The organism is Yoonia sp. KMU-150 (genome assembly GCF_056858355.1).
In genome coordinates, this window is the sequence record NZ_JBXEQF010000001.1 from 1,176,716 (window position 1) to 1,201,960 (window position 25,245).

The 25,245-nt window shown below is 65.3% G+C and carries 23 protein-coding genes; 11 read left to right on the forward strand and 12 right to left on the reverse strand.

Annotated elements, in window-relative coordinates; all coding sequences use genetic code 11:
• The first annotated feature begins 26 nt into the window (after positions 1 to 26).
• Together AC04PH_RS05690 and pbpC are read left to right on the forward strand one after the other, a co-directional pair.
• Positions 27 to 5,384: an alpha-2-macroglobulin family protein gene (locus tag AC04PH_RS05690; RefSeq protein ID WP_483064775.1), complete on the forward strand. Its 5,358-nt coding sequence runs from the start codon at positions 27 to 29 to the stop codon at positions 5,382 to 5,384.
• Position 5,385: 1 nt separating this feature from the next.
• Positions 5,386 to 7,404 (forward strand): penicillin-binding protein 1C, encoded by a 2,019-nt coding sequence (gene pbpC / locus AC04PH_RS05695; protein ID WP_483064776.1) that lies wholly within the window; start codon positions 5,386 to 5,388, stop codon positions 7,402 to 7,404.
• Between the two features lie 67 nt (positions 7,405 to 7,471).
• Here pbpC and rpmB read toward each other — a convergent pair whose 3' ends face one another.
• Together rpmB and meaB are read right to left on the reverse strand one after the other, a co-directional pair.
• Positions 7,472 to 7,753: a 50S ribosomal protein L28 gene (gene rpmB, locus AC04PH_RS05700; RefSeq protein ID WP_483064777.1), complete on the reverse strand. Its 282-nt coding sequence runs from the start codon at positions 7,751 to 7,753 to the stop codon at positions 7,472 to 7,474.
• Positions 7,754 to 7,894: 141 nt separating this feature from the next.
• Positions 7,895 to 8,923 carry a methylmalonyl Co-A mutase-associated GTPase MeaB gene (meaB, locus tag AC04PH_RS05705; RefSeq protein WP_483066153.1) on the reverse strand — a complete coding sequence of 343 codons (1,029 nt, stop codon included), beginning with the start codon at positions 8,921 to 8,923 and terminating at the stop codon, positions 7,895 to 7,897.
• A gap of 132 nt (positions 8,924 to 9,055) precedes the next feature.
• Here meaB and AC04PH_RS05710 point away from each other — a divergent pair, with 132 nt between their 5' ends.
• Complete coding sequence (locus tag AC04PH_RS05710; RefSeq protein ID WP_483064778.1) at positions 9,056 to 9,481, forward strand: hypothetical protein; 426 nt, start codon at positions 9,056 to 9,058, stop codon at positions 9,479 to 9,481.
• 11 nt (positions 9,482 to 9,492) lie between these two features.
• Positions 9,493 to 9,954, forward strand: a complete 462-nt coding sequence (locus tag AC04PH_RS05715) for a low molecular weight protein-tyrosine-phosphatase (RefSeq protein WP_483066154.1) — start codon at positions 9,493 to 9,495, stop codon at positions 9,952 to 9,954.
• On the opposite strand, the gene AC04PH_RS05720 is transcribed toward AC04PH_RS05715, so the two are convergent.
• From AC04PH_RS05720 to AC04PH_RS05735, 4 genes are all read right to left on the reverse strand, one after another.
• Positions 9,912 to 10,190 carry an arginine transporter gene (locus AC04PH_RS05720; RefSeq protein WP_483064779.1) on the reverse strand — a complete coding sequence of 93 codons (279 nt, stop codon included), beginning with the start codon at positions 10,188 to 10,190 and terminating at the stop codon, positions 9,912 to 9,914. The two genes, AC04PH_RS05715 and AC04PH_RS05720, sit on opposite strands and share 43 nt — an antisense overlap.
• A gap of 181 nt (positions 10,191 to 10,371) precedes the next feature.
• Complete coding sequence (locus AC04PH_RS05725; RefSeq protein WP_483064780.1) at positions 10,372 to 10,902, reverse strand: adenine phosphoribosyltransferase; 531 nt, start codon at positions 10,900 to 10,902, stop codon at positions 10,372 to 10,374.
• A 62-nt stretch (positions 10,903 to 10,964) separates the two neighbouring features.
• Positions 10,965 to 11,645 (reverse strand): DUF2927 domain-containing protein, encoded by a 681-nt coding sequence (locus tag AC04PH_RS05730; protein ID WP_483064781.1) that lies wholly within the window; start codon positions 11,643 to 11,645, stop codon positions 10,965 to 10,967.
• Positions 11,642 to 12,505 (reverse strand): S-methyl-5'-thioadenosine phosphorylase, encoded by an 864-nt coding sequence (locus AC04PH_RS05735; RefSeq protein ID WP_483064782.1) that lies wholly within the window; start codon positions 12,503 to 12,505, stop codon positions 11,642 to 11,644. Before AC04PH_RS05735 ends, AC04PH_RS05730 begins: the two co-directional genes overlap by 4 nt.
• A gap of 156 nt (positions 12,506 to 12,661) precedes the next feature.
• Between AC04PH_RS05735 and AC04PH_RS05740 the strand changes: the two genes are divergently transcribed.
• A complete protein-coding gene (locus AC04PH_RS05740; RefSeq protein WP_483064783.1) occupies positions 12,662 to 14,284 on the forward strand; it encodes a SulP family inorganic anion transporter in 1,623 nt (540 codons plus the stop codon).
• 121 nt (positions 14,285 to 14,405) lie between these two features.
• Complete coding sequence (locus tag AC04PH_RS05745) at positions 14,406 to 15,332, forward strand: calcium/sodium antiporter (protein WP_483064784.1); 927 nt, start codon at positions 14,406 to 14,408, stop codon at positions 15,330 to 15,332.
• 30 nt (positions 15,333 to 15,362) lie between these two features.
• On the opposite strand, the gene AC04PH_RS05750 is transcribed toward AC04PH_RS05745, so the two are convergent.
• A complete protein-coding gene (locus AC04PH_RS05750) occupies positions 15,363 to 15,971 on the reverse strand; it encodes a flavin reductase family protein (protein ID WP_483064785.1) in 609 nt (202 codons plus the stop codon).
• A gap of 68 nt (positions 15,972 to 16,039) precedes the next feature.
• Between AC04PH_RS05750 and AC04PH_RS05755 the strand changes: the two genes are divergently transcribed.
• Positions 16,040 to 16,558 carry a GNAT family N-acetyltransferase gene (locus AC04PH_RS05755; RefSeq protein ID WP_483064786.1) on the forward strand — a complete coding sequence of 173 codons (519 nt, stop codon included), beginning with the start codon at positions 16,040 to 16,042 and terminating at the stop codon, positions 16,556 to 16,558.
• 15 nt (positions 16,559 to 16,573) lie between these two features.
• Positions 16,574 to 17,386 carry an EcsC family protein gene (locus AC04PH_RS05760; RefSeq protein ID WP_483064787.1) on the forward strand — a complete coding sequence of 271 codons (813 nt, stop codon included), beginning with the start codon at positions 16,574 to 16,576 and terminating at the stop codon, positions 17,384 to 17,386.
• Here the strand turns inward: AC04PH_RS05760 and AC04PH_RS05765 are convergent.
• A complete protein-coding gene (locus AC04PH_RS05765) occupies positions 17,383 to 18,012 on the reverse strand; it encodes a YdeI/OmpD-associated family protein (RefSeq protein ID WP_483064788.1) in 630 nt (209 codons plus the stop codon). The genes AC04PH_RS05760 and AC04PH_RS05765 overlap by 4 nt on opposite strands.
• A gap of 14 nt (positions 18,013 to 18,026) precedes the next feature.
• Positions 18,027 to 20,267, reverse strand: a complete 2,241-nt coding sequence (ptsP, locus tag AC04PH_RS05770; protein WP_483064789.1) for a phosphoenolpyruvate--protein phosphotransferase — start codon at positions 20,265 to 20,267, stop codon at positions 18,027 to 18,029.
• A gap of 155 nt (positions 20,268 to 20,422) precedes the next feature.
• Here ptsP and AC04PH_RS05775 point away from each other — a divergent pair, with 155 nt between their 5' ends.
• Both AC04PH_RS05775 and AC04PH_RS05780 read left to right on the forward strand, forming a co-directional pair.
• The gene (locus AC04PH_RS05775; RefSeq protein WP_483064790.1) at positions 20,423 to 21,067 is read left to right on the forward strand and encodes a DUF998 domain-containing protein; all 645 of its coding nucleotides are present in this window, start codon (positions 20,423 to 20,425) and stop codon (positions 21,065 to 21,067) included.
• 20 nt (positions 21,068 to 21,087) lie between these two features.
• Positions 21,088 to 21,606: a DUF421 domain-containing protein gene (locus tag AC04PH_RS05780; protein WP_483064791.1), complete on the forward strand. Its 519-nt coding sequence runs from the start codon at positions 21,088 to 21,090 to the stop codon at positions 21,604 to 21,606.
• Between the two features lie 6 nt (positions 21,607 to 21,612).
• Here the strand turns inward: AC04PH_RS05780 and AC04PH_RS05785 are convergent, their stop codons facing one another.
• The 3 genes from AC04PH_RS05785 to AC04PH_RS05795 form a co-directional block, all read right to left on the reverse strand.
• On the reverse strand, positions 21,613 to 22,851 hold the full coding sequence (locus AC04PH_RS05785) for an aspartate kinase (RefSeq protein WP_483064792.1): 1,239 nt from the start codon (positions 22,849 to 22,851) through the stop codon (positions 21,613 to 21,615).
• Between the two features lie 216 nt (positions 22,852 to 23,067).
• Positions 23,068 to 23,481, reverse strand: coding sequence for a DUF1178 family protein (locus AC04PH_RS05790; protein ID WP_483064793.1), 414 nt, complete (start codon positions 23,479 to 23,481; stop codon positions 23,068 to 23,070).
• Between the two features lie 65 nt (positions 23,482 to 23,546).
• Positions 23,547 to 24,023, reverse strand: coding sequence for an NUDIX hydrolase (locus AC04PH_RS05795; protein WP_483064794.1), 477 nt, complete (start codon positions 24,021 to 24,023; stop codon positions 23,547 to 23,549).
• Positions 24,024 to 24,048: 25 nt separating this feature from the next.
• Between AC04PH_RS05795 and AC04PH_RS05800 the strand changes: the two genes are divergently transcribed.
• On the forward strand, positions 24,049 to 25,215 hold the full coding sequence (locus AC04PH_RS05800) for an acetoin utilization protein AcuC (RefSeq protein WP_483064795.1): 1,167 nt from the start codon (positions 24,049 to 24,051) through the stop codon (positions 25,213 to 25,215).
• Positions 25,216 to 25,245 lie beyond the last annotated feature (30 nt).

The window sequence follows — 25,245 nt, forward strand, 5'->3', positions numbered from 1 at the left end:
GGCCCATTCAGACCGGAGTTTGCATCATGTCGCGTCTCATCGCTCTCATTTTCACATCGCTTGTTTTCATGATCTGCGCGATTGGCGCGACCGCTCAGCAATCACAGGTGGTCCCGGACCGCAGGGTGGTGATCACGCAGAACGTGGATTTTCTGGGCAATGACATCGCCAATATTTTCGATACCACCCTGCAGGCCTGCGAGGCGGCATGCCTGAATGACGCAAGCTGTACGGCCTTTACGTTCAATGCCCGCTCGAACGCCTGTTTTCCCAAGCGGAGCGTCACGGAATACGCGCCATACGACGGTGCGGTGTCCGGGCAGGTCTATGCCACCGCGACGCCTGTCCTGCAGCAATCGGCCGCCCGTGCCGCCGATCTGGATTTCCTGCGCGACGGCGATCTGAGCGCGGCCTATGGTCTGGCGCTGGCCATCGGGCGCGACCGGCCCGAAGATTCCGGCGCGCAGCGGACGCTGGGCGGCCGGGCTGCGGAAACCGATCTTTCGCGCGACTGGGTGGGCTATGCGGCCGTGATCCGCAATGACGACGGGTCCAATATGCGGGGCCGGATGATCCCGGCGGCGGTCGCGGGATATCTGCGGGCGCTGTCCGTCGGCGAACGGGTCACGGCATTGAACGAGCTTGCGCTTGCGCTCGAGGCACGTGGCCGTGGGCGCGACATGATTCCGACCCTGCGGCTGGCTTTATCGTTGCAACCGTCGAACGTGCTGGAAGCGGCGTTGGACGACGCCATCGGTAAATACGGGTTCCGGGTGACCGACACGCAGGTGGAAAGCGACAGCGCCGATCCGCGTATCTGTGCGGCCTTCAACGAAGAATTGGTCAAGGCGGGTGTCGACTATACGCCCTATGTGCAACTGCCCGACCCGACGATGGTGGTGCAGGTCAATGATGGGCAGCTGTGTATCTCCGGCGTTCAGCACGGCGAGCGGTACCGGATCGTGCTGCGTCAGGGGCTGCCCGCGGCGAGTGGCGAGGAACTGCTGCGCCCGGTGGAACTGACGCTCTACGTGCGCGACCGATCGCCAGCCGTGCGCTTCACCTCGCGTGCCTATGTGCTGCCGCGGCTGGGTGATATCGCGATCCCGGTAGAGACGGTGAACCTGCCGGAGGTGGCGCTGACGCTGCGGCGGATGACCGACCGCAACGTGATCCGCGCGATGCAGGAGGGTGTCTTCAACACGCCGCTCTATGCCTACGATCAGGAGTATCTGGAAAGCCGGTTCGCCGGAACCGTCTGGGAAGGCACTGCGCAGACCGGGACGGAGCTGAACCGCGACGTGCTGACGCGCATTCCGCTGACCGACATGCTCAGCGATGAACCCGCCGGTATCTATGTGCTGTCGGCGGCTGTGCCGGGGGCAGACCCCTACGACAACCCGCCCGCGACGCAATGGTTCGTGCTGTCCGATCTTGGCATCGCCAGCTACCTGGGCACCGACGGGTTGACGGTATCGGTGCGCGGGTTGGCGGACGCGGCGGCGAAGGACGGTGCGACCGTCACGCTGCTGTCCGAGGGCAACGAAGTGCTGGCGACGGCGCAGACGGATGCACGCGGTATTGCACAATTCGCCGCTGGTCTGACGCGCGGGGTGGGCGTAAATGCGCCCGCGCTGGTGACGGTGGCACATGGCGACGATGCGGCGTTCCTGTCGCTGCGCGATGCGGCGTTCGATCTGTCCGATCGGGGTGTGGAGGGGCGCGAGCCTGCGCCGCCGATGGATGTGTTTCTGGCCACGGACCGCGGGGCCTATCGCGCAGGCGAGACGATCCATGTCACCGCCCTGATGCGCGACGCGCAGGCGGGCGCGCTGACAGACGTGCCGCTGACCGCAATACTGACCCGACCCGACGGCGTGGAATACAGCCGCACGACATCGCTGGACGATCTGGCGGGCGGGCATGTCTTTGCGCTGCCGGTCGCGGGCACGGCCCCGCGCGGCACATGGCAGATCGCGCTGAAGGCCGATGTCGAGGCCCCGGCGTTGGCGACGCGGTCAGTGCTGGTCGAAGATTTCCTGCCCGAGCGGATCGACTTCGACCTGTCACTGCCGAACGATCTGCGCGTGGGCGACAGCCCGACGCTGACCATCGACGCGCGTTACCTGTTCGGTCCGCCCGCCGGTGACCTGCCGGTCGAGGGCGAGGCGCTGTTGCGCGCGTCTGGTGGCCTTGATGCCTATCCCGGATATCGCTTCGGTCGCTACGACGAACCTGTTGATGCCGAACTGACCTATCTGGACGGGGGCCGTACCGGTGCTGACGGGATCGCGCGGGTCGGCGTGGAGATGGCCGACATCAGCGTCAACCAGCCGCTGGAACTGCGTGTGACGGCGCGGGTGTCCGAAGGGTCCGGCCGCCCGGTCGAACGGCAGATCACCGTGCCGGTTCTGCCCGGCACCGACATGATCGGGATCAAGCCGCTGTTCGACGATGTGCTGGGCGAGGGCCAGCGCGCTGAATTCCAGCTGATCGGCCTGGAGGCCGACCTGCAACCGCAGGAGATGCCGGTGCAATGGACGCTGAACCGCGTCACCACGCGCTATCAGTGGTATTCCCTTTACGGCGACTGGAACTGGGAGCCCGTCACCTCGCGTGAGCGGATCGCCACGGGCACGACCACGCTGGGCGCGGCACCGGTGACCGTCGGCGCGAATGTGGAGTGGGGCCGATACGAACTGGTGGTGGAACGGACCGGGGCGGACTACCTTGCCTCCGCCGAGAGTTTCTATGCGGGATGGTACGCCCCTGCAGAGGCCACGGATACGCCCGACCTCTTGCAGGCCTCGCTCGATGCCGAAAGCTATGCGGTGGGTGACACCGCCCGGTTCCGCATCGTGCCGCGCTATGCCGGGACGGCGGTGGTGACGGTGATGTCGAACCGCCTGATCGCGATGGAGACCGTGCAGGTGACCGAGGGCGAAAACGTGATCGACCTGCCGGTGACAGAGGAATGGGGCGCGGGCGCCTATGTCAGCGCCACGGTGATCCGTCCGATGGATGCCGACGCAGGCCGCAACCCGGCGCGCGCTCTGGGGCTGGGCTATGCCGCAGTCGATCCGGGCGACAAGGCGTTGGCGGTGAGCATTGATGTGCCGGATGCCGCGCAACCGCGCGAGACGCTATCGGTCGGGGTGCAGGTGGATGGGGTCACGGCGGGCGAGACCGCCTATGTGACCCTGGCGGCGGTCGATGTGGGTATCCTGAACCTGACCGGCTTTCAAAGCCCTGACCCGTCCGGCCACTACTTTGGCCAGCGCAAGCTGGGCGTGGAGATGCGCGATCTTTACGGACGGCTGATCGACGGGCTGAACGATGACATGGGCACGGTGCGCTCGGGCGGTGACGCGATGGCCGGCATGTCGATGCAGAGCCCGCCGCCGACCGAAGAACTCGTCGCCTATTTCGAAGGGCCGGTCACGGTCGGGGCCGATGGCCGCGCGACGGTGACTTTCGATCTGCCCGCGTTCAACGGCACCGTGCGGCTGATGGCAGTTGTCTGGTCAGAGACCGGCGTGGGTGAGGCCGAGGCGGAAGTGCTGGTGCGCGATCCGGTGGTCGTGACGGCATCCGTGCCACGCTTCCTCGCCCCAGGTGACCAGAGCCGGTTGCTGCTGGAGATCGTCCATGCGGATGGACCGACGGGTGTGGTCGGGCTGAACCTCAGCGCCGACGGGTTGGCGCTGGCCAACGTGCCGCCTGCGACTTTCACGCTGGATGAGGCGGAAAAGAAAGTCTTTGCGGTGCCGTTCGGCGCATTCGACGTGGGCGTGCACAGCATCGACATCAGCCTGACGACGCCCGACGGGCAGGTACTGGAAAAATCGCTGACGGTGCCTGTCGTCGTGAACGACCCGGAGGTCAGCCGGATATCACGTTTCACGCTGGCGGCGGGATCGACCTTCAGCTTTGATCGCAATGTCTTTGACGGCATGGTCGACGGCACCGGCCACGCGACCCTGTCCGTCGGCGCTTTGGCGCGCTTCGATGCGCCCGGGCTACTGTCGACGCTGGATCGCTACCCCTATGGCTGCACGGAGCAGCTGACCAGCCGCGCGATGCCGTTGCTGTATCTCGACAGTGTTGCTGCCGCGATGGGGTTGGGCACGCGGGATCAGCTGTCCGAACGGATCGAGCAGAGCATCACCGAGGTGCTGGCCAATCAGGCGGCCAACGGCGCGTTTGGCCTGTGGCGCGCGAGCAGCGGCGATATGTGGCTGGATGCCTATGTCACCGACTTCTTGAGCCGCGCACGGGCGGAGGGCCATGACGTGCCCGACCTCGCGTTCCGGAACGCCATCGACAACCTGCGCAACCGGGTGAACTACTACCCCGATTTCGACGAAGGCGGATCTGACCTGGCCTATGCAATGATGGTGCTGGCGCGCGAAGGGGCTGCCGCGGTCGGCGATCTGCGCTACTATGCCGACCAAAAGGCATCGGCGTTCAACGCCGTGGCATTGGCGCAGCTTGGCGCGGCACTGGCGCAATACGGTGACCAACGTCGTGCGGATGCGATGTTCGCGCAGGCGGGGCGCAAATTGGCGCTGAACTATGCTACCGCTGAACGGATGATCTGGCGCAGCGACTATGGCTCCTATCGTCGCGACACCGCCGCCGTGCTGGCACTGGCGGTCGAGGCGGGATCGGATGCGGTGGACCGCGAGACGCTGACGCTGGCGATTGCCGACCGGTCAGGACGCGCCAGCACGCAGGAGGCGGCCTGGACGCTGCTTGCCGCGAATGCGCTGATCCGTGATCTGCGGACCGAGGGCATCACGGTGGATGGCCGCGCACCGGAAGGACCGATCGTGCAGGTGCTGCAGGACGATACCAGCGCGGGTGCCATCGCTATCGCCAACAGCAGCCCGCGCGATACCGAGATCACGGTGACAACCTTCGGCGTTCCAGAGACGCCGGAACCTGCGGGCGGCAATGGTTACGCCATCCGGCGCGAGTATTTCACCACCGATGGCGCGTTCGCCGATGTGGGCAACGTAGCTGCCGGGACGCGGCTAGTCACCGTCTTGACGGTCGCACCCATCGGGCGGCAGGAAGGGCGGCTGATGGTCGACGATCCGCTGCCCGCCGGGTTCGAGATCGACAACCCGAACCTGCTGCAGGGCGGCGATATCCGCGCGCTCGACTGGCTGGAACCCGTGCGCAGCGAGAACGCCGAATTCCGTAGCGACAGGTTCCTTGCGGCGGTGGATTGGCGATCCGACGCGCCGTTCCAACTGGCCTACATCGTGCGGGCCGTGTCACCCGGCAACTTCCATCACCCCGCCGCCAGCGTGGAGGATATGTATCGCCCGCAGATGCGTGCGCGCACCGACACGGGCCGTGTCGTCGTCACAGAGTGACATGCGCCGCCTGATCATCCTCGTCGCCGCACTTTGGGCCGCGGCACTGGGGCGCGACAGCTTTGACGCGTGGATCGACGCGGCGGTGCTGCCGCCGCTTGAGATCGCGCAATCGGTGGAGGTGCTGGACCGCAACGGCGATCTGCTGCGCGCCTACACGGTGGCCGACGGGCGCTGGCGCATGGGCACGACGCTGGATACGGTCGATCCCGATTATGTCGCCATGCTGCTGCGCTACGAGGACAAGCGGTTCTACGATCACGCCGGTGTTGATCCGGTCGCCATGGCGCGGGGGGCTGCACAGGCGCTTTGGCACGGGCGGATCGTATCGGGCGGATCGACCCTGACGATGCAGGTCGCACGTCTGCTGGAGGATGGCGGTACAGGGGCGTGGAGCGGCAAGCTGCGCCAGATCAGGGTCGCGCTGGCGCTGGAACGGCAGTTGAGCAAGGACGAGATCCTGACGCTCTACATGAACCGCGCGCCGTTCGGTGGAAATATCGAAGGGGTGCGGGCAGCGTCGCTGGCGTGGTTCGGCAAGCCGCCCCGGCGGCTGACGGCGGCGCAGGCAGCGCTGCTGGTGGCTTTGCCGCAGGCACCGGAGGCGCGCCGCCCGGACCGTGATGCCGTCGCCGCGACAACCGCGCGGAACAGGGTATTGGCCCGGATGGAGGGGGCGGGCGTGCTGGACAGCGAAACGCTGGAAGGGGCGATGCGGCGGCCGGTGCCGCCCACGCGACACCTGTTACCTGCCCTCGCACCGCATCTGGCGGATCGGGTGGTTGCCGCCGACCCGAGCACCCCGCGCCATGATCTGACACTGGACAGGTCTGTGCAGACAGCGCTTGAACAACTTGCAGCAGACGTGACGGCAGGACGCAGCGACCGCGTGCAGGCGGCGCTGATCGTTGCGGATCATCGGACGGGCGAGGTACTGGCCTCTGTCGGTTCCGCCGCATATCGCGCGGATGGCCGGGCGGGGTTTGTCGACCTGACGCAGGCGCTGCGCTCGCCCGGATCGACGTTGAAGCCGCTGGTCTATGGGGTGGGCTTTGACCGGGGGCTGATCCACCCCGAGACGCTCATCGCCGACCGGCCCACGGATTTTGGCGGATACGCGCCGCAGAACTTTGACGGATTGTTTCGCGGCGAATTGCGGGTGCGCACGGCGTTGCAATTGTCGCTGAACATCCCTGTCGTCAGCGTGTTGGAAGCGCTGGGGCCGCAACACCTGATCGCGGCGCTGGAACGCGCCGGGGCCAAGCCGGTGATCCCCGGCGGGCGTGCGGGATTGGCTGTCGCGCTGGGCGGTGTCGGGATCACGCTGGAAGACCTGACCCGTAGCTATGCCGCCATCGCCAACGGCGGTGTGGCGGTCGATCTGCGGTGGCAGACAGCGGCGACAGACGGATTTGCGCCGCAGCGGGTGCTGGGAGACGTGGCGGCCTGGCAGGTGGCCGACATCCTGCTGGAAACACCGCGCCCGGCAGGGGTGCAGGGGACGGGCATCGCGTTCAAGACCGGCACCAGCTATGGCCACCGCGATGCCTGGGCGGTGGGGTTCGATGGGCGGCATGTGGTGGCCGTCTGGATGGGGCGCGCCGATGGCACGGCGGTGCCGGGTGTCTTCGGCGGTGATCTGGCGGCCCCGGTGATGTTTGCCGCTTTCGAACGGCTGAAAACGCGGATCGACCCAATTGCCGCCCCGCCTGCGGCAACGCTGCTGCTGCCGACGGCGCAACTGCCGCAGGCGTTGCAGCGGTTCCGCCCGCGCGGCGTGTCGCTGGCGGATGGCCCCCGGATCGCCTTTCCGCCCGACGGGGCGACCCTCGATGCCGCGCGCCTGACGGCCAAGGTGCGCGACGGTGCCGCCCCATTCACATGGCTGGCCAACGGCGCGCCGGTGCTGACGAGCCACGCGCGCGAGGTCGATCTGGGCACGTTGGGGGCCGGGTATTCGGCGCTGACGGTGATCGACGCGAACGGGCAGACGGCGCGGGCGCAGATACTGCTGCAATAGCGCGGCAAAGCAAAAGGCCCGGCTGATCATCAACCGGGCCTTGCAAATCGGTGACGTGGCTTGCGCGTTACGCGGTGGCCTTGTCGATCTCTTTCTTGACCTTCAGCGCGTCGGCGGACAGTTCCGCCTCTTTCGCGCGGGCCATGAAGGCGTCGAGGCCGCCACGGTGATCGACCGTGCGCAGGGCCGCGTTGGATACGCGGAACTTGAACGTGCGGCCCAGCGTGTCGGAGCGCAGGGACACATCCTGCAGGTTGGGCAGGAACCGGCGGCGGGTGCGGTTTTTGGCGTGGCTGACATTGTTGCCAGACATCGGGCCTTTACCGGTAAGTTCGCAACGACGCGACATGATCATTTTCCTTGTCTATGAGGGTGTCACGCGCACAGAATTGCGGGTCACCCTTGTCAAACGGCCAAATCCCGCGCGGACGCGGGACCTTGAATTCAGTTTCGGCGGGATATGGGGATTCCGGCGACCCGTCAACCCGGATTACGCATCCTCTGGCGGGAATTCCCCGGCGTCGGTCTTGGTGGCCCGCATGAGCGCAGTCACCACCTCTGCCGCGGCCACCGCCGGGGCGATCTGGCCCTCGGTCACGGCCCGTTCCATCCGCGTCATCCGGTGCTGCAGGTCTGGATTGCGTTCAAGCTGTTCCAACATCTGCAGGCGGACCTCCTCGTGGAACCAATAGCGGCCCTGTGCTGCGCGGGTGGTGTCCCAGACCCGCTGCGCCCGCCGCCAGTCGGCCAGCGCAGTCATCTCGTCCCATGCCTTTTCAAGATTGCTGTCCTCAAGCGCGGACACGGTCAAGGCTTTGGGAAACCCGTCCGGGTCCTGCTCGCGCTTGCGCATCAGGCGCAGGGCACCGGCGTAGTCTGCGCAGGTGCGCGCGGCCTGCGGTTTCAGATCGCCATCGGCCTTGTTGATCAGGATCAGGTCGGCGATTTCCATGATCCCGCGTTTCACGCCTTGCAGTTCGTCGCCGCCCGCCGGGGCCAACAGCAGGACGAACAGATCGGCCATCTGCGCCACCATGGTTTCGGACTGGCCGACGCCCACGGTTTCGATCAGCACGATGTCATAACCCGCCGCCTCGCACAGGGCGACGGCATCGCGGGTGCGGCGGGCCACGCCGCCCAGTTGCGTCTGGCTGGGCGAGGGACGGATGAAGGCGTGGGGATCGCGCGACAGCCGCTCCATCCGGGTCTTGTCACCCAGAATCGACCCGCCGGAGCGGGCGGAGGAGGGATCGACTGCGAGCACGGCGACCTTCTTGCCCATGCCCGTCAGCATCAGACCGAAACTTTCGATGAAGGTCGATTTGCCGACTCCGGGTGTGCCCGACAGGCCGATCCGCAAGGCTTGCCGGTCGGTGCCAAGCTGGTCGAGCAGAGCCAGCGCGTCGGCGCGATGGTCCGCCCGCCCGCTTTCCACCAGCGTGATCGCGCGGGCAAGCGCGCGACGGTCGCCCGCCTGGACGCCGGTTGCCAGAGAGTCTGTTGCGCGATGAAGCGTCATGGCAGCGGTGATACTCACGCGCACCAGCTTTGTCGATCATCCGTGTCGGTCGCACAGCCATGTAAATTGGGCATTTGGGCACGCCCTTCAATGTGGTATCGTCCGGTTCATCGGACAAGAAGGGGCATCGCCATGAAAACTCCCGTTCACCTTTGGATCGTCGGCGTTCTGTCGCTGTTGTGGAATGCGGGTGGCGGATACGACTACGTCATGACGCGGACAGGCGCTGCGGATTATCTGGCGCAGATGCCGGCGGAGCGGATCGCGATGCTGGAAAACGCGCCGCTCTGGTTCGATTTCAGTTGGGGCATCGGGGTCTGGTTCTCGATTGCGGGTTCGCTTTTGCTGCTGCTGCGGTCGCGGTTTGCGGTCGCCGCCTTCGGATTGTCGCTGCTGGGGCTGATCGTATCGGCGGTCTTTACCTACGGCGTGGCGGAGCCGTCGGCGATGACGATGGGCGGGCCTGCGGAGATGGCGTTCTCGGCGGCGATCTTCGTCGTGCTGATCCTGTTGCTGATCTATGCCCGCGCGATGCGGCGGCGCGGGGTGCTGCGCTGACCGCTGTTCTGATCGTCTGTCTGGGCAACATCTGCCGGTCCCCGGCAGGAGAGGCCATGTTGCGACAACGCGCGCCGGATTGGTCGGTCGACAGCGCCGGAACCGGCGGTTGGCATGTCGGCGATCCACCATACGGCCCGATGATCGACGCGGCGCGCAAACGTGGATTGGACCTGTCCGGCCAGCGCGCGCGACAGATCACAGCGTCCGATTTCGACCGTTTCGACCTGATCCTTGCGATGGATCGTCGGAACCGCGCGGATGTCGAGGCGATCCGCCCGGCAGGGAACGCGACGCCGGTGCGGCTTTTTGCGGCGCAGGATGTGCCGGACCCGTATTACACCGGTGATTTCGAAACGGCACTGGATCTGATCGCGGTGGCGGCCGATGCGATCGTTGCCGGATTGTCTGACGACAAGCCGTCGGCCGATCAGCCGCAGAGCGACCGCGCCGTATCGGCGAAATTCCGGTAGCGGCGCCAGAACGCAGAGGTGCTGGGAATACCGCGCTGGCGGATATCCTGCGCCGCCTGCGGGTCTTCGAAGAACGATGCCGCAAGCGACTGGTCGGATGCGCTGAGCGTGCGGTTCGCCGCCTGTTGTACGCAGGAACACAGTTGCGGCGTCGCGGCGCGGCGGTCGGCGTCGATACAGGCCTTGGCGACGACGCCGTTGCCGACGGAACTGCCGCAAGCCGCCAGTGTCGCCATGGACAAACCTATGAAAAGAATGCGCATCCTTGCCTCACCTGCCGTCATGTCGCCCGAAATTGCGTGGCGCATTGTTCGTTTTGACTTGTGCCGCAATATGGCCGAGCGACGGTGCGGATGCAATTCAACTTTCGTGCCGGTTGTGACAGGACAGGGGAAAGCCGCCCAAGGGCGTCAGACTTCAGTCGCCGTCGAAAGCGCAAAGCGTGTGCACCGCCATGCCCATCTTTTCCAGCTTCGCGCGGCCGCCCAGATCGGGCAGGTCGATCACGAAGGCGCATCCGATCACCTCGGCCCCCAGTTTTTCGATCAACTTGATTCCGGCCTCCGCCGTGCCGCCGGTGGCCAGCAGGTCATCGACCAGCAGCACCTTTTCGCCCGGTTGCAGCGCGTCGTCATGCACCTCCATTACCGCCTCGCCGTATTCCAGCGTATAGGCCTGCTCCAGCGTCTGGCCGGGCAATTTGCCCTTCTTGCGGATCGGGACGAATCCGCGTGACAGCTGATGCGCGATGGCCCCGCCGAGGATGAAACCGCGTGCCTCCAGCCCGACGATCTTGTCGATTTTCAGCCCGACGTAGGGATGCAGTAATTGGTCGATGGCCAGCCGGAAGCCGCGCGGGTCCGCAAACAGCGTCGTGACATCGCGGAACATGATCCCCTCGTGCGGGAAATCGGGGATCGTGCGGATGTAGTCCTGAACGGTCTTCATGGTGGGTCCTTTGTCATCGGGCGGACGATGTATTGACGATTCTGTGTGCCATGGCCAGCGCCCTATCCGGGGCCGTAATGGCGGCGCAGTGCCATCCGGTCCTGCGCGCCCAGCTTCATCACGCTGTTGCTGTCTTCGGAAAAGACGGACCGGGTTTCGTACCAGCGACCCTTGATATCCGTCAGCAGGCCGAGCGACTGCGTGATCTCTTCCAGCAGGATCGGAAACACTTCGTGCCGCGGAATGTCGGCCGCCATGACGATGAGCGCGTCGTCGATCTGCAGGCCTGCGTTCCACCAGATGTGAACATGGGCCGCGCCGATCACTAGCCCGTCGACCTGCGGCTGGCCCAGCCCGCTGATCCGGTCCCCGTCGCGCAGGTCCAGCGGATAGATCACCACATCCGCGGTCGTGTGTTTTGCGGCGCGGGCCAGACGGACAGCAGCTCCCGCACCGTTGATCTCGGCGATCACGCGGTCGAGTGCTGCCGAAAGTTCCGCCTCCAGGGCAGGGGGGTAGCCGTCGGCGGCGGGGGCGATGGCATAGGTCAGCTGTTGCGCCTGTTGCGCGGGCCATCGCACGATGGGAAAGGCGCAGATGCCCCCCGGCGGTGCGGCGCAGGCGACGAGCCGGTAGAAATCATCGTCGGAAATCTGCCCGTCGACCCGGACATAGTCGTCGGCGCAGGCGGGCAGGGCCACCAGCATCAGGGCGATCATCAGATTGCGCAGGGTCGCGATCACAGCACACGCCCGGCTACGGCATCCAGCTTGGCCACCAGCGCCGGATCGCGCTTGTCGGGGGCCGTCATGATCGCGTTGTCCAGCGCGCGGTCGCAGCCATGCGGGCAGGGGTCCGCCCGATCGCCGAGTACCCCAGGCAGGGCCGCGATCATGTCGGCGGCTTTGGTCCCGTTGCCCCGCAGCGTCGCGGTCACTTCTGCCACATCGACGGCCCCGTGATCGGGGTGCCAGCTGTCGTAATCGGTGACCATGGCGACGGAGGCGTAGCAGATCTCCGCCTCGCGGGCGAGCTTCGCCTCGGGCATGTTGGTCATGCCGATCACGTCGCAGCCCCAGGATTTATACATCAGGCTTTCCGCACGGGACGAAAACTGCGGCCCCTCCATCGCAAGATAGGTGCCGCGGTCATGGACCGTGATACCCGCCGCCGTCGCGGCCCGGTGGCAGGCCGCGGAAAGCTGCGCGCAGGTCGGATGCGCCACACTCACATGGGCGACGCAACCGGACCCGAAATAGGATTTGGGTCGGGCGAAGGTGCGGTCGATAAACTGGTCGACGATGACGAAGTCGCCCGGTGCCAGCTCTTCCCTGAACGACCCGCAGGCAGAGACGCTGACGATATGGCTAACGCCCAGCCGCTTCAGCGCGTCGATATTCGCGCGGAAGGGCACGTCGGTCGGGCTGTGCACATGGCCGCGCCCGTGGCGTGGCAGGAACACCATGTCCATTCCGGACAGGCGACCGGTCAAGAATGCGTCAGAGGGTTCACCCCAAGGGCTGTCCACCGTGACCCATTCCGCCTGTTCCAGCCCGGCGACATCATAGATGCCGGAGCCGCCGATAATCCCGAGTTTCGTCATGGGTCGCTCCGCACCGTGGGTCCGTCGCCAGACAATCAGAGAGCGAAAGGTGTGGCAAGTGGACCCGGTGCCGCGCGCAATGCCGGGCAGGGGGTGACAATCGACCACGGGTCCGTTAGGCGGCGGCAAAACCACGCATCGTGACAGGTAATCCCCATGGCCCGCGCCCTTCTGGCAAGTTTTGCCGACAGTCTTTCGCTTCGCGACCCCGAGACCCCGATGAACGCCTCGCGCATCAGGATCGAGGTGCTGTCCGGTCTGACCGTCGCGCTGGCGCTGGTGCCGGAGGCCGTGGCCTTTGCTTTCGTCGCCGGGGTTCACCCGCTTGTGGGCCTCTATGCGGCCTTTATCGTGGGCCTGATCACGGCGTTGATCGGCGGGCGTCCCGGTATGATTTCCGGTGCGACCGGTGCGCTTGCCGTCGTCATGGTCAGCCTCGTGGCGCAGCACGGCGTGGAATATCTTTTTGCGACGGTCGTGCTGATGGGTCTGATCCAGATTTTCGTCGGCATCATGCGCTGGGGTAAATTCATCCGGCTCGTGCCGCATCCGGTGATGCTGGGGTTCGTCAACGGTCTGGCCATCGTGATTTTCCTGGCACAGATGAGCCAGTTTCAGGTGCCCGGCACCGCGGAAAGTGCTGGTCACGGCATGGCCAATGGCGAATGGCTGTCCGGCTGGCCGCTGTTCCTGATGCTGTCGCTGGTCGCCGTGACCATGGCGATCATCTGGGTGATGCCGCGGGTCACGACGGCGATCCCGGCGCCCCTGGCCGGAATCGGGATCGTAGCGGCGGTCGTGATCGTCTTCGGTCTGGACGTGCCGCGCGTCGGCGATCTGGCCAGCATCGAAGGCGGTTTGCCGATGTTCCACATCCCCATGGTGCCGGCCACATGGGACACCTTCATGATCATCCTGCCCTATGCGTTGATCCTGTCGGCCATCGGCCTGATCGAAAGCCTGCTGACGCTGAACCTCGTTGGCGAGATCGTCAACAAGCGCGGCGGTGCCAGCCAGGAATGCGTGGCGCAGGGCGTGGCAAATACGGTGACCGGATTTTTCGGCGGGATGGGTGGCTGTGCGATGATCGGCCAGTCGATGATCAACGTGAAGTCCGGCGGGCGCACCCGTATTGCCGGCATCGCGGCGGCGCTGTTCCTTTTGGCGTTCATCCTGTTCGCCTCCGGCCTGATCGAACAGATTCCGCTGGCAGCACTCGTCGGCGTGATGTTTATGGTGGTGATCGGCACGTTTGCGTGGAACTCATTGACCATCCTGCGCAAGGTGCCCAAGACCGACGCTTTCGTCACGATCCTCGTGACCGTGGTCACGGTGGCGACCGATCTGGCAACTGCGGTGGTCGTCGGCGTGATCGTGTCGGCGCTGGCCTATGCCTGGCAGAACGCCACGCGTATTCACGCGATCGAACGTGAGAGCCGGACCGAGGCGGGCGCGAAAGTCTATGAGATTCAGGGTCCGCTGTTCTTTGGCTCCGCCGACGGCTTTGCCGAACTTTTCGATGTCGAGAACGACCCCGATCTGGTGATCGTGGACTTCGCCGCAAGCCGGGTCGCCGACCAGTCGGCGTTGCAGGCCATCGAGGCCGTCGCGGGCAAATACGAGACGCAGGGCAAGCGGATCCAGCTGCGCCACCTGAGCCGCGACTGCCACCGTCTTCTGGCGCGCGCAGGCCATCTGGTCGTCGACAGTGATGACGATCCGGACTACGAACTGGCCGTCGACTACGGCGTCCGCACGGGCATTCTGGGCGACCACTGACACCGGGCGGGTCGGCGGAATATTTTCGCGCCGATCTTGCGCAAACTGCCCGGCGGGGCCACTTCATCGTCGATGCAGGATCAGGCCGACACGCGCGTGATTGCATTTGGGGTTCACCGGAATGTCGACCGATCTGTTGTTTGTGGTCTGCGGGCTTGCGGCCCTCGTGGGCGGTGGCGAGGCGCTGGTGCGCGGCGCCGTCACGATTGCCAGCCGCGCGGGCCTTTCGCCGATGGTGATCGGGCTGACGCTGGTGGGCTTCGGCACATCGGTCCCGGAACTGATGACCAGCGTGCTTGCCGCGATTGACGGCGCGCCGGGGATCGCGCTGGGCAACGTGGTCGGCAGCAACATCGCCAATATCCTACTGATCCTCGGCGCTGCGGCATTGCTTGCGCCCGTCGCGCTGACGGGTGCGCGCGGGCGGGACGGCGCGGTGCTGATCGCGGTATCGGCCCTGTGCGTCGCGCTGATCGCGTCGGGCCAGATCGGGCGCATCGTGGGCTTCGGGCTGGTCGCACTACTGGCGGCCTATCTTTTCGTGACCCTGCGCGGGTCGCAGGAGGCACCCGCCACACCGGACCTGCCCGCCGTCGGCCGCCTCGCCCCGGCGGCGCTGCTGTTCGTCGCCGGGCTGGTCGGTGTTTTGGCCGGGGCCAAGCTGCTGGTCGACGGCGCGACCGGTATCGCCCGCGCCTTTGCGGTGTCCGAGGCGGTGATCGGGCTGACCATCGTTGCGATCGGCACCAGTCTGCCGGAACTTGTCACGTCGGTGATCGCCGCGCGCAAAGGTCAGGCCGACATGGCGTTGGGCAACGTGGTCGGCAGCAATATCTTCAACATCCTTGGCATTCTGGGTGTCACGGCGCTTGTCGTTCCGCTGCCCGTGACGGCCGGGCTCGCGGGGTTCAACAGCCTCCTGCTGCTCGCCACGGCGACTGGCTTGGTGGCGCTGGCCTACGGGACAGGCCGTCTGGGCCGGTTGACCGGGCTGGCGATGCTGCTCGCCTATGCGGGATATCTGGTGGCCCTATTCCCGTCCGCCTGACCGGACCCGTGGTTCGGCGGCCGGATCACGTCAGTTCTGGCCCGGCCGCTTCAACTGGTAAACCGCGTCGACGGTGGTGTAGTCGAGGTAACCCATGCGCGCGACCGGCCGATAGACCGTGACGTCGAGGTGGCCGTCTTTCAGGCAATCGTCCGCGATGTGCACGCCCACGACCTCTGCCAGCACCATGATGTTTGTGTCGCCCACCAGATCGACGATCCGGGTCATCCTGCATTCAAGTGCCGCAGGTGCATCCGCAACAAACGGGCAATCAATCCGCCGGGCCTCTGCCTTTGGCAGGCCGGACAGGTCGAATTCATCCGTTTCGCGGGGCTCCGGACCGGAACTGATGTTCATCCGGTCGCGCAGGTCGTGGCCCACGATGCTGACCGTGAAAACGCCGGTATCGCGGATATTGCCGACCGAATCCTTGGTGTCGCCGCGGTCGGGCTTCGATCCGTTAGAGGCGAACATGATCTGCGGCGGGTCGTTGGCGATTGCGTTGAAAAAGGAATAGGGGGCCAGGTTGTCGCGTCCGTCGCTGCCGCGCGTGCCGATCCAGCCGATGGGCCGGGGCGAGACGATGGCCTTGAATGGGTTGTGCGGTAGCCCGTGGCCGTCTTCGGGGGCGTAGAACATGAGGTGTCCCTTTTCGTTTCCGTCACCTGCGGTTAGCCTGTGCGCCGAGGCAAGGCCAGAGCAAAGACATGAGACAGCAGATCAAGATCGCGCTGGCGCAGGAAGTCGCCGCCGACTGGTGGGAGGTCGAGGCGCTGTTCGATCTGTGCTTTGCGCCCGGTCGCACGGCGCTGTCTTCTTACCGTCTGCGCGACGACGTTCCCCCCATAGCGTCACTGTGTTTCACCGCGCGCGACCCCGATGGCACGCTGGCGGGGGCGATCCGCAACTGGCCGGTGAAGGTCGGGCGCGACGTGGCGGTGCTGCTTGGCCCGGTGGCCGTGCACCCGACTCGGCAGGGCGAGGGGATCGCCGCATTGCTCATGCATATGGCGATTGATACCGCCTACTATGCGGGCTGGTCGCGGATGCTGCTGGTGGGCGATCTGCCGTACTACCGGCGTTTCGGTTTCGACAGGTTGGACAGGGTTGAAATGCCACCCCCGACGAACCCCGACCGCGTGCTGGGGCTGCCGTTGAAAGACAACGCCTGGGACCATGTCAGGGGGCAGGTCACACGTGCACCTGATTGCAATTCCCCGCAATGACCCCATTTTAGTGACATGACGATTGATTCGGACAAACTGAAGGTCGTGAACCCGGAGGATGCGCCGCCGCCGCTGACCGATGACGCACGCAGCGCCATCGCGGGGCTTGCCGCGCGCCAGCTGAAAGCCAACGGCGTGCTGATGACGGCGATCAATTTCGTCGGTGGGCAGGTCGAGGATGGCATGAAACTGCTGCCCAAGGGCGTGCGCGGGCAGATCGACTCTGCCGCGCGCTCCGCGTTGACCTACAGCTACAACGCCGCCGAACGGTCACGGGCCGGGCGGCTGTCGGGCTTGGCGCGCACCGATGCGATGCACAAGGTTCTTGGTGCGATTTCCGGTGCGTTGGGCGGCCTTGGCGGTTTGCCCACGGCACTTGCGGAATTGCCCGTGGCGACAACGGTGATCTTTCGCGCCGTGCAGGGTGTGGCCGCAGAATACGGCGAGGACCCGCTGAGCGAAGAAACCCGGATGGAATGTCTCGCGGTCTTTGGTGCCGGTGGACCGGGTAGCGCCGACAATGGCGTCGACACGTCTTTCATCGGCGCAAGGTTGAGCCTGTCGGGCGCGGCCCTGCACAAGCTGATTGCCAAGATCGCGCCGCGTTTCGGTGCGGTGCTGTCGCAAAAACTGGCCAGCCAGGCGGTGCCGCTGCTGGGGGCCGCCGCCGGTGCGGGCACCAATTTCGCTTTCGTCGATTACTATGTCAGCATGGCGCATGTGCATTTCGGCCTGCGCCGGATCGCGCGCATCCATGGCGACGCGGCGGTGCTGGATGAATTCCACCGCGAGCTGGCCGCCCGCAAGCTGCCGGTCAACCGCGCCTAGTATTCCTGTGCGCCCTTGCCGGCGATGATCTTGTCGCGAAACTTTGCGATACGCGCGACGCGTGTTTCTGATTTCTTGGCCGACGACAACGCTATGACATAGCTGCGCTGCCGCCCGGGTGTCAGTGCGTCGAAGGCCTCGGACAGTTCCGGGTCAGCGTCCAGTGCGTCTGTCAGTTCGTCCGGCAGATCGAATTCCGCCTGCTTCTTTTCCGGAAGCCGTCCTGCCTTTGCGTGGTCGATGGCCTGCGCCAGAAGATCGGTGATCTGCGGTTTCAGCCGTGCCACGTCATCTGCATCGGCAAGACGCAACACCCCTGCGGTCTGGGTATTCGGACCGGCCTTCGTCAGAACCTTGTCGCGATCGTCCAGCAGGCTGGCGTGAAAGAACGTCAGCCGGAAATCATCGCGGAACGCACCGAAGATCGCGATGTTGCGATCCCCAAGCACATAGCAGGGATGGCCCCATTTTGCCGTCTCGGTCAGCCCGGCGGAAAGACACAATTCGCGCAGTGCGGCCAGACCCTTGGCCCAGACCTTTGCGCTGCAATCGGCGGTGTCGAAGCGGTCGCAACGGCCGCAGCCCTTGGCGAAATAGGCGTCCGGGTCGGTGATCATGTCGGGCATGACGGCACGCTCCCTCAGACCTGATAGGCCAGCCAGTCCGCGACGGCGCGGCGTGTCGAAATGTCGCCGTTGTCCCGCGACTGTTCCATGATCTTGCGGACCTCGCCCAGATCGACCCTGCGTAGTACGTGTTTGACCGGCCCGACAGAGGCAGGTCGCATCGACAGGTGCCGGAACCCCAATGCGGCAAAGCAGAGGGCTTCGACCGGGCGGCCCGCATCCTCGCCACAGAACGACAGCGGTGTGCCTGCGGCATCGCACCGGCGCACGACCGTGGACAGAAAATCGAGAAAGCTGAACGACAGAGTGTCGTAGCGTTTGCGGACCCGCTCGTTTTCCCGGTCTGCGGCAAAGAAGAACTGCTTGAGGTCGTTGCCTCCGATCGAGACGAAATCGACCTCGTCGAAAAACGCATCGGGCGCGAAGGCGAGCGACGGTGTTTCCAGCATCGCGCCGACCTCCAGCGTGGCGGGCAGGGGGTGGCCCAATATCCGCTCGCGGATCAGCGCCTTGTCGACCTGTGCCCGGGCCTGCCGGAATTCGTCCAGCTGGGTGATGAAGGGAAACATCACCGTCAGCGGCCCGCCGTCGGCGGCCCGCATCAGCGCCTGCAACTGCATCCGCAGCACGCCGGGCTTGTCCAGCCCGACGCGGATCGCACGCCAGCCCATCGCGGGGTTCGGCTCGTCATTGGGCTTCATGTAGGGCAGGACCTTGTCCGACCCGATATCGAGCGTGCGGAACGCCACCCGCTTGCCCTTCGCAGCCTTCATGACGCGCTGATACAGCTGCGACAGTTCTCCGCGCCGGGGCATCTTGTTGCGGATCAGAAACTGCAATTCGGTGCGGAACAGGCCGACGCCCTCCGCCCCGGACCCTTCGAGCGACGGCAGGTCGGCCATCAGCCCTGCGTTCATTGTGAGGTTGATCGTCGTGCCGCAGGTCGTCGTCGCGGGCAGATCGCGGATCGAGGCATAGCGTTCCTGCGCCGCCGCCTGCATCGCGATCTTTTCGCGGAATGCGCCCTGCACGGATTCTTCGGGCCGCAGGTGGACGATCCCTTGGTCGCCGTCGACAAGGATCGTGTCGCCGTTCAGCGCCTCGACCGACACGCCCTTGGCGTTGATTACCAGTGGGATCGCCCAGGCGCGGGCGACGATGGTGGCATGCGATCCGACGGAGCCTTCCTCCAGCACGATCCCTTTCAGCGCCTTGCCGTATTCCAGCAACTCGCCCGGGCCGATGTTGCGCGCAACAAGGATCGGGTTTTCGGGCAATTCGCCCGCGTCGGCACCCTGACCGGTCAGGATGCGCAGCAACCGATTCGACAGATCGTCCAGATCGTTGATCCGCTCGCGCATATAGGCATTGCCGGACCGGTTCAGCCGCGCGCGCGCCAGCGACTGCTCTTTCTCGACAGCGGCCTCTGCCGACAGGCCAGTTGTGACATCCGCCTCCATCCGGCGCAGCCAGCTGCGCGAGTTGGCGAATTCGCGGTAGGTGTCCAGAATCTGGGTCTGTTCATGGTCCATGCCGCTGGTATCGTTGAGCATGTCCTGCACCGTGGTGCGCAGGGTATCCATCGCTTCGCGCAGACGCACCAACTCGCTTTCGGGATCGTCCGAGATCGGGTTGGTGACGACGACCCGCGCCTCGTGCAGATAGACGGTGCCTTCTGCCGCGCCTTCCTGCGCGATGGAGCCGCGAAAAAGCGACGGGCGCTGGTGTGGTGCTGCGAGGGCCGCACCTTCGCCCACGAAGGCACCTAGTTCGGTCATTTCCGCCAGCACCATCGCCACGACTTCGAGCGCATAGACCTCGTCGGCGGAATACTGGCGTGCGGCCTTGGACTGCACGACAAGAACGCCCAGAATGTCGCCCAACCGCTGGATCGGCACACCGCAGAACGACGAATAGCGTTCCTCGCCGGTCTCCGGCATGTAGCGGAAGCCGCGCGCGGCGGGCGCGTCGGCGGTGTTGATCACTCGGCGGGACCGCGCGGTACGGCCGACAAGGCCCTCGCCCAGCCGCATCCGGGTCTTGTGTACGGCCTCGGCCTGCAATCCTTCGGTGGCGCAAAGCTCAAGCGTCTCGGCGTCACGGAACAGGTAGATCGAGCAGACCTCCGTCTGCATGGACTCCGCGATGATCTGCACGACACGGTCGAGCCGGGCCTGACCGGCCCCGTCATCCGCCAACGCCGCGCGCAGCTTGCCCAGCAGCTTGCGACTTCCTGTTTCCGTGCGATGTGGCATCACTGGCCCCCTTGGCGTCTTCATAGCGGAGCATTCGGCAGAGTTGAACGGCCAAGTTCAAGCATGTCGCTGGTCGCCTTATGTGACGGTCCTGTCCGGCAGCGCGCAACGATACACAGCCATCGCGCGTTGTCCCGTAACTGGTGGGGACAGATATGACGGATAATGCGATCGCATCCGCGGGACGGGAACGGCCGACACTGATGATCTGGCTTGGCTGGTATGCTGTGATCGGCTGCGTCCTTTTCGCCGCGTCGATCCTGATCGCGGATTTCGTCGTCCCCGAACACGACTGGATCGCGGATACGATCAGCGATCTGGGCGCGGGCAAATACGAGTATATTGTCGATATCGGCCTTTATACTTTTTCCGCTTCCCTGATCGCGACGGCCCTGCTTTGCGCCCATGTGCATCTGGGCGGCATCGGCTGGAGCATCGGCCTCGTCAGCCTTGCCCTGCTGGCGCTGGTGGTTTTTCTGGTCGGCGCGCGCAACGAATATGGCGACGCCGATCAGGACGGCGCGGTCATACACATCTATCTGGTCTATGCCTTGGGTCTGCTGATGGCCGTGATCCCGTTTTGCCTCGCGCCCGGCGCTGCTCGCGCAGGTGCGCACTATGGCCATGTGATGCGGATCATCGGCGGGCTGTGGATCCTTGCCGCGCCGATCTTCTTTTTCCTGCCGACCGGTATCGACGGCATCTACGAACGCGGCCTCGGCCTGATCGCGATGGCGCAGGTCGTGACCCTCTCGCGTCTGTTCATCATGCGCGGCAACCGCCTGCAGCGCGGCACCTAACCTGAGAGGATCGTTCCGAAATGTTTGTCTCCCACGAATTTCTCGATGTCGTTCTGCGCGGGCTGATCCTGTCGTCGCTCGCCGTAGCCTGGGTGGTGCTGCTGGTCCGCGTGATCGGTCTGCGGACCTTCTCCAAGATGACGGCCTTCGACTTCGTCGTCACCGTCGCGACCGGCTCGCTACTGGCGGGTGCAGGTCAGGCGACCGGCTGGGCGGGGTTTTTTCAGGCCGTACTCGCCACGGTGGCTTTGCTGGGCGTGCAATATGCAGTGGCGCGGCTGCGCAAGTCATCGGAGCGGTTCGAACGGACTGTCCAGAACGATCCGGTGCTATTGATGGAGAACGGCATCATCGTCGAAGACGCATTGACCGCGACACGGGTCGCGCGGGACGACGTGATCGCCAAATTGCGCGAGGCAAACGTGCTGCGTCTGGAAGATGTCCGCGCCGTGGTTCTGGAAACGACCGGCGATATTTCGGTCCTGCATGGCGATGCGTTGCAGGACGATCTGCTCGAAGGGGTTCGGCGAATGGGCTGAGAGGCGCTAGGCCACCTTTTCCAGCCCGAACGCATCATGCAGGGCCTGCACAGCCAGTTCGAGATATTTGCGGTCGATCAGCACGGAAATCTTGATTTCCGAGGTCGTGATGACCTTGATGTTGATGCCCTCGTCCTTGAGCGCCTTGAACATCCGGGCGGCGACACCGGCGTGGGACCGCATCCCGATGCCGACGACCGACACCTTGCACACGCCTTCGTCGGTGACGAGATCATGATAGTTGATGTCACCCTTTTCCATCGCCTCGGCCATCGCCTTGCCCGCGCGCAGGACCTGATCGGTGGGGCAAGAGAAGGTCATGTCGGTCCGGCCTTCCTCGGAGATGTTCTGCACGATCATGTCGACGTTCACGCCCGCGTCCGCCAGCGGACCGAAGATCGCGGCGGCGATGCCGGGGCGGTCGGCCACGGAAATGAGGGTCATTTTCGCCTCGTCTCGGGAATAGGCCACACCGGCCACGGCATTCTGTTCCATGATTTCCTCCTCGTCGCAGACCAGCGTGCCAGCCGTGTCCGACGGTTCCTCGAATGATGACAGCACCCGCAGGCGCACCTTGTAGCGCATCGCCAGTTCGACCGAGCGGGTCTGCAGCACCTTGGCCCCGAGCGAGGCCAGTTCCAGCATTTCCTCGAACGCGATCTTGTCCAGTTTGCGCGCCTTGTTGGTAATGCGTGGGTCTGTGGTATAGACCCCGTCCACATCCGTGTAGATATCGCAACGCTCCGCGCCGAAAGCCGCGGCAAAGGCCACTGCAGTGGTGTCGGACCCGCCGCGCCCCAGCGTGGTGATCCGGCCCTCGTCACTCACACCCTGAAAACCGGCCACCACGGCGACCTTCATGCCACCCACAAATTTCGCGTTGATGTTTTCGGTCGGGATTTCCTCGATCCGGGCAGAGGCATGGGCGGATGTCGTCTTGACCGGCACTTGCCAGCCCTGCCAGCTGCGCGCGGGAATATCCATCTCCTGCAGGCGCAGCGCCATCAGGCCTGCGGTCACGTTCTCGCCCGAACTGACGACCGCGTCATATTCGCGCGCGTCATAAAGCGGCGAGGTGCTGCTGACCCAATCCACCATCTCGTTGGTCTTGCCCGACATGGCCGAGACGATGACGATCACGTCATAGCCCTTGGAGACCTCGACCGCGATGCGCTTTGCCGCGCGGGCGATCCGGTCGAGGTTGGCGACGGAGGTGCCGCCGAATTTCATCACGAGTGTTGGCATGTCAGGTCCCGGATTGCTGGCCTGCGGTTTGAATTCTCCGCGCTCTCTTACGCAGGAGCGCGGCGCAGGGCAATGCAGGTTTGACCGAAAGGAGCGCCCTGATCGGGCGCACGACACGTTTTGCGTGGATCATCGCTGGCGTCTTTGCCTGTGGTGAGTGCGGGAGCGCGCCGCGCGGGAGTATTTCTGGCAAGATAATGCGCAGGGTGCGCTGCTTCAGTGGGCCTTTTTGCGTGGCACGAAAGGCAGCGGCAGAACAGGGATGCCGTCCTGCAACAGCGCGCGCGCCTCCTGCCCGTTGGCCTGACCATAGATCGCCCGTTCCGGGGTGATGCCGTCGTTGATCGCACGTGCCTCTTGGGCGAACCGGGGGCCGACGTCCTCGGCGTTCGCCTCGACGTGGGCGCGCATTTTGGCAAGGGCTGTTTCGCGCGTGGAATCAAGGGTCGCGGGCGTGCGGTCGGGCTTCGCCTGCACGGTCGGTGCCATCAGCGATTTGCTGATCCGGGTCGAGCCGCAGGTCGTGCATTCGAGTTGCCCTGCCGATTGCAGCCGGTCGAACGCATCCGCCGACTGAAACCAGCTCTCGAAGGGGTGGTTGCGATCGCATGTCAACTGATAGCGGATCATGGGTGTGCTTTCCGGGGCCTGCTCTGCGTTTCAAGATAGGCGGCGGCGCCGTTTGTGCAAGCGGGTCAGGCGCGTGGCAGCAGCGCGGGATCGAAATTCTGCACGATCAGCCGCAGGTCCGGTTCGGCCAGTTTCGTCGCTGCCTTGGCCGGGGTGAACCACTTGCGCCGGCGCTGGTCCTTTTCCGGCCAGTCGCTGTGCACGTTGCGCACCTTTACCGGATAGACCAGCACCAAGATCGGCAGCGGGCGCTTTCGGACAGGTTTGCGGTAGCTGTAGACCCCGAGGCAGGTGTTGCCGGCCTTGCCGGTCAGCCCGGCCTCTTCCCAGGCTTCGGTGGCGGCCGCACTGGCCGGCGTCTGCTTGTGCATCGGCCAGCCCTTGGGCAGGATCCAGCGCCCGGTGCCGCGGCTGGTGACCAAGCAAATCTGCAACTCCTTGCGCTTGATCCGGTAGCACAGCGCCGCAAACTGGGTGCGCACATCCGTCTTCGCTGCGCCGCGCAGGTGCAGGGGCCGGACCTTTTGCTTGATCTTGGGCATGAATTGGGGCTGTTCTCTGCGCGAAATGACCAGTGTTTTCCCATCGTCACACGATGCCACGGCGCAGACAAGTGCGCGGCCCCGGCTGATCGGTGCCGAAATCTACCGCACGTCCAGCTATGGGCCGACGCATCCGCTACGGGTGCCGCGTGTCTCGACCGTTCTCGATCTGTCGCGCGCGATGGGCTGGCTGCCCGCTGCGCAATATTTGACCTCGCCCTGCGCCAAGCCTGCCGCGCTCACCGGCTTTCACACTCCGCGCTATATCGCGGCACTTCAGGCGGCAGAGGCGACGCAGGCCGTGACCGACGCGGTGCGCGCCCGTCACGCCCTCGGCACACCGTCCAACCCGATTTTTCCAGAGATGTATCGCCGTCCTGCGACATCCGTCGGGGCGGCGATGCTGGCGGGGGAACTGCTGGCCGGTGGCGGCATAATCTACACACCCGCAGGTGGCACGCATCACGGGATGCCGGACCGGGCCAACGGCTTCTGCTATCTCAACGATCCGGTGCTGGCGATCCAGTCGCTGCGCCGCAACGGGGCCGCGCGCGTGGCCTATGTGGATATCGACGCGCATCATGCCGACGGGGTGGAATACGCCTTTGCCGACGATCCCGACACGCTGCTGATTTCCGTGCACGAGGAAAACCGCTGGCCCCGCACCGGTGCGCTGACCGACCGGGGCGCGGGGCAGGTCTGGAACATCCCGCTGCCACGCCGCAGCCACGACGATGACATGACGCTGGTGCGCGAGGAGCTGATCCTGCCACTGGTGCAGCGTTTCGCGCCCGATGCCATCGTCCTGCAATGCGGGGCCGACGCGCTGCTGGAGGATCCGCAGTCGGGGCTTGCGATGTCGAACAACACCCACTGGGCGGTTGCGGCGGGGCTGATGCCGCTTGCACCGCGCTATCTGGTGCTGGGCGGCGGCGGGTATAACCCGTGGTCGGTCGGGCGCTGCTGGACAGGCGTCTGGGCCACGCTGTCGGGGCGGGAGATACCCGATCGGCTGCCGGGCGCGGCTATGAGGGTGTTGCAGGGTCTGCGATGGGACGGGCAGCGCCGCATCAAGGTGCCACCCGCCCACTGGCTGACGACACTGCGCGATACGCCCCGTCACGGACAGATCGGCGAGGCCGTGCGCGAAAGGGTGCGGACATTGCAGGCACGGATGGACGTCTGGCACTGATGCGGGCTTGTCACCCCGCGGCGGAGCGCG

Coding starts and splice junctions, on each gene's coding strand:
- AC04PH_RS05690 (WP_483064775.1), top strand. CDS start 27: ATGTCGCGTCTCATCGCTCTCATTTTCACATCGCTTGTTTTCATGATC.
- pbpC (WP_483064776.1), top strand. CDS start 5,386: ATGCGCCGCCTGATCATCCTCGTCGCCGCACTTTGGGCCGCGGCACTG.
- rpmB (WP_483064777.1), bottom strand. CDS start 7,753: ATGTCGCGTCGTTGCGAACTTACCGGTAAAGGCCCGATGTCTGGCAAC.
- meaB (WP_483066153.1), bottom strand. CDS start 8,923: ATGACGCTTCATCGCGCAACAGACTCTCTGGCAACCGGCGTCCAGGCG.
- AC04PH_RS05710 (WP_483064778.1), top strand. CDS start 9,056: ATGAAAACTCCCGTTCACCTTTGGATCGTCGGCGTTCTGTCGCTGTTG.
- AC04PH_RS05720 (WP_483064779.1), bottom strand. CDS start 10,190: ATGGCGACACTGGCGGCTTGCGGCAGTTCCGTCGGCAACGGCGTCGTC.
- AC04PH_RS05725 (WP_483064780.1), bottom strand. CDS start 10,902: ATGAAGACCGTTCAGGACTACATCCGCACGATCCCCGATTTCCCGCAC.
- AC04PH_RS05735 (WP_483064782.1), bottom strand. CDS start 12,505: ATGACGAAACTCGGGATTATCGGCGGCTCCGGCATCTATGATGTCGCC.
- AC04PH_RS05740 (WP_483064783.1), top strand. CDS start 12,662: ATGGCCCGCGCCCTTCTGGCAAGTTTTGCCGACAGTCTTTCGCTTCGC.
- AC04PH_RS05745 (WP_483064784.1), top strand. CDS start 14,406: ATGTCGACCGATCTGTTGTTTGTGGTCTGCGGGCTTGCGGCCCTCGTG.
- AC04PH_RS05750 (WP_483064785.1), bottom strand. CDS start 15,971: ATGTTCTACGCCCCCGAAGACGGCCACGGGCTACCGCACAACCCATTC.
- AC04PH_RS05755 (WP_483064786.1), top strand. CDS start 16,040: ATGAGACAGCAGATCAAGATCGCGCTGGCGCAGGAAGTCGCCGCCGAC.
- AC04PH_RS05760 (WP_483064787.1), top strand. CDS start 16,574: ATGACGATTGATTCGGACAAACTGAAGGTCGTGAACCCGGAGGATGCG.
- AC04PH_RS05765 (WP_483064788.1), bottom strand. CDS start 18,012: ATGCCCGACATGATCACCGACCCGGACGCCTATTTCGCCAAGGGCTGC.
- ptsP (WP_483064789.1), bottom strand. CDS start 20,267: ATGCCACATCGCACGGAAACAGGAAGTCGCAAGCTGCTGGGCAAGCTG.
- AC04PH_RS05775 (WP_483064790.1), top strand. CDS start 20,423: ATGACGGATAATGCGATCGCATCCGCGGGACGGGAACGGCCGACACTG.
- AC04PH_RS05780 (WP_483064791.1), top strand. CDS start 21,088: ATGTTTGTCTCCCACGAATTTCTCGATGTCGTTCTGCGCGGGCTGATC.
- AC04PH_RS05785 (WP_483064792.1), bottom strand. CDS start 22,851: ATGCCAACACTCGTGATGAAATTCGGCGGCACCTCCGTCGCCAACCTC.
- AC04PH_RS05790 (WP_483064793.1), bottom strand. CDS start 23,481: ATGATCCGCTATCAGTTGACATGCGATCGCAACCACCCCTTCGAGAGC.
- AC04PH_RS05795 (WP_483064794.1), bottom strand. CDS start 24,023: ATGCCCAAGATCAAGCAAAAGGTCCGGCCCCTGCACCTGCGCGGCGCA.
- AC04PH_RS05800 (WP_483064795.1), top strand. CDS start 24,049: ATGACCAGTGTTTTCCCATCGTCACACGATGCCACGGCGCAGACAAGT.